Here is a 3,748-nt window from a genome sequence, read left to right as displayed (position 1 = left end):
GACCAGGCCTGGCTGCCCGCGCATCCCACCTTCGACCCGGCCACGCCGTACACGCTGCCGGGTGGCAACCCCAGCATCAACGACGTGAAAACCGGCTCAGGCCCGTGGGGGCCGATCATCGAGCACGCCGGAGCATCGTGCCAGGTCGGCTTCCACGGCAGCTTCACCTGCCAGGCACTGGGCCGGGGATTCAGTTCCTACGGCGGGGCGATCGTCGGATAAGCGACGCCGGAGAGTGGCGTATGCCCACCTCGCAGTCCGCAGCTCATGAGAGCTACTTCGTGGACATCTAGCTGATCACCGGCGGCCGAGCGACCCTTACGTTGGCCACCGCAGGTGTCAGTTGCTTGTGGCAGCATTCCCGCGTAGAATCGCACCCTTGCGTTAGGCCATGTCGTGCCGGGGCGACTTCAGGTGACCATACTCACAGAAGTGGATGGGGCGTCTGGCGCAGCTGTGCTGGAGCGTGAAGCGGCAAGTGCGCGGAGGCGGTGCGTCCGACTACGCTGTAGAAGCGTGGACGATAGACGCCGTGGCTCATCAAGCAGTGTCCCTGCGCCACTTCCCGGCTTCGTCAACCGAGATCGTGAGCGGGAGGCGATCAAAACTCTCCTGCTCGGCACGGCCCGGTTGATTACGTTGACAGGGCCCGGCGGGATCGGCAAGACACGATTGGCAGCCGAGACGGTGCGCCGCTTCAAGAAAACGGGTGCTGGAAGAACTCGCGTTTATTGGGTGAGAATGGCACGATTGACGAAAAATGCGGACCAAACAGCGGTGGAGGAAGAGATCGCACATGCTGTCATTGACAGCGATTTTTCCAACCGGTCAGCGTGGGACGCACTCGTAGGCTCATTGATCGGCGGTGAAGCGGGCCAGTGTGACCACACCATATTGGTAATTGATAACTGTGAGCATGTACTCACAAGTGTGGCAGGCGCGGTCTCGGAGCTTCTTGAGGCCATACCAGAGCTGACGATAGTAGCCACCAGTCGGGAGCCCCTCCGCTGGGTTGGCGAGCACGTAATTCGGGTGCCCCCGCTCACCAACCGGCACGCCCTGTCATTCTTCTTGCAAAGGGCTGAGCTGGCCGGCTGCTCCATTGTCGATGCCGATCAAACAAAAATCGCGTCTGAAATCTGTAGACGCGTGAACAATCAGCCACTCTATATTCAGCTGGCAGCGGCCCGGCTCATGCACCAGCCAGCTGCGATGATCCTGCATGGACTCACTGGCCAAGCCGACGACACCAGACTTGCATGGTCCCACGGACCTTACGGAACGGATCCTCGTCAGCGCGCGGTCAGCGACGTCATCGCGTGGTCGTACAATCTTTGCTCCGAAAAGGAACAACTACTTTTCGACCGCTTATCTGTCTTCGCGTCGGGCTACGACACCAATCCCGACGACCCTGATACCCTCGACGCGCCGCTGGATGTGGGCGCCGACCTCGATGCTATCGAAAGTATTTGCAGTGATGGCGACGAGGCAACGCCCGATTCGGCGGCACTACGCCGCGGCGAGGTGCAAGGCTTGCTCGAACGGCTTGCAGATCATTCTCTTGTCTCAGTCCACATGTCTGCTACGAGTGTGCGTTACTCGCTCGCAGAAAGCTTGCGCGCATACGCGCAACGCCGGTTACAGCAACGTTCCACCGGCGAGATGAACGAGGCAACGGTTCTCGCTGAACGTCATTTGCGCTACTACCGTGACAAGATCATTTACGCTGCGGAGCATTGGGCCACCCCGGAGGGGCAAGATCAGCCGGATTGGGCACTGGCGGCTTGGGCCAATACAGTCACTGCAATTGAAACCAGTCTGAACGTACCGGGAAGAGCTGCCGCGGGTCTGGAGATTTGTCTAGGCCTGATCGCATTGCGTGTTCCCTTCGCAACTGGTTCGATCCGAGAAACTCGCGACTGGACCGAGCGTTGCCTCGCCGCAACCAGGGCCTCGGCTCGCCCACCCATCGAACTACAGATCGGCGCCATGGCATCCATCGCTTGGCTTGCGCTGGTACAGGGCCGCGATCGGGACGCCGGACAGATGCTGGACCGCGCTGTCGCTGAATGTACTACCAGCACCGCGAGCGGAGAGTCCTGGCGGTTCACGGCGCAGCGCGATATCGGGCTGCCAGCTGCGGTCGAATTCGCTTGGGGGTTGGAATTATTGTTCGTTCATCGCGACGCCGACGCAATTACGGTACTGAGCCGAGCGCACGAGAAATTCATCTCCCACCAGGATCGCAGTGGAGCTGCGGCGTGTGAGCTGTTCATGGCTTCAGCTGCAGCTCTGTTGGGAACCCCTCGGCAGGCCGCCGAAGTAACTCGCAAATATCTCGATCGTGCCAGCAGTTCAGGGACTCGCCGGGAACGGTCGTGGGCGGAATACACCCGGTCGATCGCGTTGACCAAACACGGCGACCCCACTGAGGCCCTGGCACTGCAAAGGTCCTCGCTGGCATACCAGCTCGCAAGCGGTGATCAATTGACAGCATTCGTAGTTATCCAAGCTCGAATGTGGTCATTGGCGCGAATTATCGCGATGCGGCACGCTGACAGCGGTAGGCTTGCCGCAGTCGCGACTGAGATCGCGTATCTGGCTGGGGGTACCAGGACTCTTCGGACGCGGCTCGGCATAGCGCTCAATCTCAAAGCGCTCACCGACGAATCGCAACGGGCGGTCGTCGCCGCACGCCAGTTGCTCGGAGAAAACGCCTATGCAGCCGCGGAGAACAAAGGGTTACAGTTACGACCTGAACTTCAGGAGGTGCAACGGCTGGCGCTTGGAACACTCACCATCGACACATCTTCTGCCCTTCCTGGCATCGCGAACCAACCGACATCACGCTGGCAGGACCTGAGCCCGGCTGAACGGCAAGTTGCAGTACTGGCTGCTGCAGGCTGGAGTAATGCCGCCATTGCAACTCGTCGAGGTAAATCCGTACGCACTATTGACGCGCAGGTGACTGCCGTCCTACATAAATTGGTTATCTCCTCACGTGAGGACATCATCGACCACATTCCACGAAGTGTCATCGATCAAGTCCGGATCGAGAGTGATCGACGTCCGCGGCCCCCGGGACGGAAAAGGTAATAGACACTCCGTTGCAGGGTTGATTTATTATTCAAATCGCTGCCGGAGTCGCGTGTTCTCCCAACGCAATGGCGCTGCCGGTAGCCATATCGATACAGCACATGCGAATGTGAGGATAGCCGTAGCCTCGGCCGAATTTCGGGCGTATATGGCGTAGTGGCTGGTTGCGATCGACGTGTAATAGATGGTTTGCGTGAGACACCGAAGGTTTCAACGATCAGGGCGACGGTGTAGCGGCGTTTGCCTTGTTCGTCGGTCTCGTCGTACATCTCGCGGGCTGAGAAAGCCGGCAGTGCGGCACGGCGGGTAGCAGGTCGGCGACGCAGCCCCTGCATCCGACCAGCGACTGGATCGGCAGCCCGAACAGATGTTCGATACAGCGTCGGCGGCCGCGGAAATACCGCAGTCGGTCAACTGGCTGCAGTCAACGACTTCGTCAAAACTCGCGGTCTGCGCTGGGCTCCCGCACCTGAACCGTCGCAGCGTACCCAACCACAGATCGCCGCCGCGGCGCTGCGCACGTCCGGGGCCGCGTACATCCAGTTGCTCCCGCTGCCGCTCGACGCACACGACGACTTGCGCGAAGCGATACCCGCCGCCTTCGCGGCGGCCGCCGAACAGATCGAGCAGACCGGCTGGCTCAACATGTGCC

1 protein-coding gene and 1 pseudogene are annotated in these 3,748 nt (G+C 60.5%); both read left to right on the top strand.

Annotated elements, in window-relative coordinates; translation table 11 throughout:
• A pseudogene (locus ACWEO7_RS38525) lies at positions 1-222 on the top strand (hypothetical protein); the annotation flags it as partial.
• A 294-nt stretch (positions 223-516) separates the two neighbouring features.
• Positions 517-3,096 carry a LuxR C-terminal-related transcriptional regulator gene (locus tag ACWEO7_RS38520; protein ID WP_452430675.1) on the top strand — a complete coding sequence of 860 codons (2,580 nt, stop codon included), beginning with the start codon at positions 517-519 and terminating at the stop codon, positions 3,094-3,096.
• The last annotated feature ends 652 nt before the right edge of the window (positions 3,097-3,748 follow it).

Source organism: Nocardia sp. NPDC004260 (genome assembly GCF_053603155.1).
This window is presented reverse-complemented; position numbering and strand designations above follow the sequence as displayed.